Raw genomic sequence first — 2880 nt, 5'->3', positions numbered from 1 at the left:
TCAACGTGCGGATGCTGGGGCCGTACCGCTGTTCCAGGAACTGCGGCATCGTGTAGATCTCGTTGCGCAGGAAGATCGGCAGGAAATACTTGCCGACGATCAGCAGCGTCAGCGCGGCCATCCATTCGTAGGACGCGATCGCCAGGCCGATGGCGTAGCCCGAACCCGCCATGCCGACGATCTGCTCGGCGGAGATGTTCGCCGCGATCAACGACGCGCCGATCGCCCACCAGGGGAGCGACTTGGACGCCAGGAAATAATCGGACGTGTCTTTCTGATGGCCCGCCTTTTCGCGGCTGACCCACTGCGCCAGCCCGAAGATGCCGATCGCATAGGCGACCACCACCACCAGATCGAGTGTCGACAATCCCACCGGCGCTTCCCCTCGTCGGGCGCGGTGATCCCGCGCTCCCGTTCCATTGAATGATAAGATTATACGGGCATGTCCAGCATTGAGGCGCGCGTATCCACCGCTTATGGTCGGCGGGGTTTATCGAGGGGAAGAGACGATGGCGGCGATCCGATTGGCGATGGTGGGCGTCGGCAAGATCGCGCGCGATCAGCATCTGCCCGCGATCGCCGGCAACGACCGGTTCGACCTGGTCGCGAGCGTCGACCGGAAGGGCGGGGTCGAGGGCCTGCCCGTCTTTCGCACGATCGACGAGCTGGTCGCGGCCTCGCCCGGCTTGAACGCGGTATCGCTGGCCACGCCGTCCGCGGGCCGGCATGCGCTCGCCGCAAGCGCGATCGCGGCGGGGCTCCACGTCATGCTGGAGAAGCCGCCGGCCACCAGCCTGTCGGAAGTGGACGACCTCGCCGCGCGCGCGAAGCGGGCGGGCGTCACCCTGTTCACCTCCTGGCATTCGCGCGCCGCGGCGGGGGTCGAGCCCGCGCGCGCCTGGCTGGCGGACAAGCGGGTGACGGGCCTCAGGGTGAACTGGCGCGAGGACATCCGCCGCTGGCATCCCGGGCAGGAATGGATCCTGGCGCCGGGCGGGTTCGGGGTGTTTGACCCTGGGATCAACGCCCTGTCGATCGTCACCGCCATCCTGCCGGACGCGTTGTTCATCGAGGGAGCGACGCTGCGCACCCCGGAGAACCGCGATGCGCCGATCGCCGCCTCGCTCGCGCTGCATATTGGTGACGCGGCCGGATCGGCGGAGTTCGATTTCCTGCAGACGGGCCCGCAGAGCTGGGACATCGAAGTCGATACCGACGCGGGCACCCTCAAACTCCATGAAGGCGGTAGTCGCCTGGAGCTGCCGGGCGAGACGCCCCGGCCCGGCGAGAACCGGGAATATCCGGGGCTCTACGCCCGGTTCGCCGATCTGATCGCGGCCGGCCGGTCGGATGTCGACATCCGCCCGCTCCAGCTTGTCGCCGACGCGATGCTGCTGGCCAGGCACGAACGCGTGGACGCGTTCAGCTTCTGACATCCCGCCGACCGGGACGCCGCGGTCGGTCCGGCGGCGGGGGTGCTCGGCGGGGCTGCTCGGCGGGGATACGGTCGACCTGCCCGCCCGGGTCGGCTTTACGGCGACAAGCCGGAACGAGGTGGCCGTTCCCGCGCTATAGCCGATCAGCAGCTCGGAGACGACGGACATGGCCAACGGACACGCAACCCTGCACCGCATGGTGCTGCCCGATCACACCTGCCCCTTCGGCGTTCGCGCCAAGGAAATGCTGGAGGCGGCGGGATACCAAGTCGACGACCAAATCCTTTCCTCACGCGACGAGGTCGAGGCGTTCAAGACCGAACACGGGGTCGCGACCACGCCGCTGATCTTCATCGACGGCGTGGCGATAGGCGGGGCCGACGACCTGGAACGCCACCTCGCCACGGCTTAAGCGGACGAGCGCGCCCGCGGACCCCCACCCGCGGACCCCCCGCGTCACGGTCGGCGACACGGGCGAGCATCCGGTGCGCTTCGGCTGGGGCTATGCGGGGCGTATGCCCTACACCCTCCCCGGTCTGAGGCCGGCGGTGGTGATGACCTCCGACGCGACACACGCCCCCCTATCCGCCGGACGCGCGACGCCGCATAGCGCGCGTCCGTTCCACCATTTCGGAGAATCCCCGTGCGCTTCATGCAACTCGAGATCCTGCCGTCGGGCCGAGCGCTGGTCGACCTCGACAAGCTGACCCACGCCGTCCCCGAAGGCGACGGTAGCCGCCTGTTCCTGGGCGCGCAGCATCTCGACGTACCGCACAGCCTGTCCGAGCTCGAAAACCTCCTCGCCGGACGCGAGCGCACCGACGGCGGCGAGCACGGCGTCGCGGGCTTCGAGATGGGGTGAGGCGGGACGGGGTGAAAGCGGGATGGGGAGAGTGGCGGAGCGGGTGGGATTCGAACCCACGATACGCTTTTGGCGCATACTCACTTTCCAGGCGAGCGCCTTCGACCACTCGGCCACCGCTCCGCATTCCAAGCCTGGAAGCGGTGCGCCGTATCGACCCCGAAGCGTCCGTGCAAGCGTTGCGCGGCCGGACGGTTCGGTGCAGGTTCGGGGCGTGATCACCGTCCTGCTCCCGCTCCTCCTCGCCCAGGCGGCGGCCGCGCAGTCGGCCGGGCGTACGGCTCCCGACGCGTTGTCGCCGGCGCAGATCGCCGCCGCCGCGCCTGCGGGCGACTGGCGCGCGATCGCGGCGGAGGACCTGCTCGTCATGGACCTCGCGCCGGGCGCGGACGGGCGGGCACGGCGGGTGGCGATCCAGCTGATGCCCGCGCCCTTCTCGCAAGGTTGGGTCGCCAACATCCGCCTGCTCGCGCGGGCGCGCTGGTGGGATGGGCTGTCGGTCAACCGGGTACAGGACAATTACGTCGCGCAATGGGGCGACGCGAGCGAGAAGAAGCCGCTGCCGGCGGGGTTGGGGAAGGT

The 2880-nt window shown here is 69.3% G+C and carries 4 protein-coding genes, 1 tRNA gene and 1 pseudogene; 4 read left to right on the top strand and 2 right to left on the bottom strand.

Annotation, left to right across the window (positions count from 1 at the left end; all coding sequences use genetic code 11):
• Positions 1 to 373: pseudogene (locus tag ACFE7F_RS15815) on the bottom strand (sodium transporter); the annotation flags it as partial.
• 136 nt (positions 374 to 509) lie between these two features.
• Between ACFE7F_RS15815 and ACFE7F_RS15810 the strand changes: the two are divergent.
• From ACFE7F_RS15810 to ACFE7F_RS15800, 3 genes are all read left to right on the top strand, one after another.
• Complete coding sequence (locus tag ACFE7F_RS15810) at positions 510 to 1433, top strand: Gfo/Idh/MocA family protein (RefSeq protein WP_375404804.1); 924 nt, start codon at positions 510 to 512, stop codon at positions 1431 to 1433.
• 169 nt (positions 1434 to 1602) lie between these two features.
• On the top strand, positions 1603 to 1848 hold the full coding sequence (locus ACFE7F_RS15805; protein ID WP_375404803.1) for a glutaredoxin domain-containing protein: 246 nt from the start codon (positions 1603 to 1605) through the stop codon (positions 1846 to 1848).
• Positions 1849 to 2079: 231 nt separating this feature from the next.
• Positions 2080 to 2298 carry a hypothetical protein gene (locus ACFE7F_RS15800; RefSeq protein WP_375404802.1) on the top strand — a complete coding sequence of 73 codons (219 nt, stop codon included), beginning with the start codon at positions 2080 to 2082 and terminating at the stop codon, positions 2296 to 2298.
• Between the two features lie 32 nt (positions 2299 to 2330).
• Here the strand turns inward: ACFE7F_RS15800 and ACFE7F_RS15795 are convergent.
• Positions 2331 to 2421, bottom strand: a tRNA-Ser gene (locus tag ACFE7F_RS15795).
• 91 nt (positions 2422 to 2512) lie between these two features.
• On the opposite strand from ACFE7F_RS15795, the gene ACFE7F_RS15790 reads away from it, so the two are divergent.
• Positions 2513 to 2880, top strand: a 368-nt coding sequence (locus ACFE7F_RS15790; protein ID WP_375404801.1) for a peptidylprolyl isomerase, incomplete at its 3' end; no start/stop codon positions are given.

This window comes from uncultured Sphingomonas sp., assembly GCF_964235535.1.
Taxonomy (GTDB): Bacteria; Pseudomonadota; Alphaproteobacteria; order Sphingomonadales; family Sphingomonadaceae; genus Sphingomonas.
This window is presented reverse-complemented; position numbering and strand designations above follow the sequence as displayed.

Excerpts from the sequence above, each read along its gene's own strand:
- ACFE7F_RS15810 (WP_375404804.1), top strand. The coding sequence starts at position 510 with ATGGCGGCGATCCGATTGGCGATGGTGGGCGTCGGCAAGATCGCGCGC.
- ACFE7F_RS15805 (WP_375404803.1), top strand. The coding sequence starts at position 1,603 with ATGGCCAACGGACACGCAACCCTGCACCGCATGGTGCTGCCCGATCAC.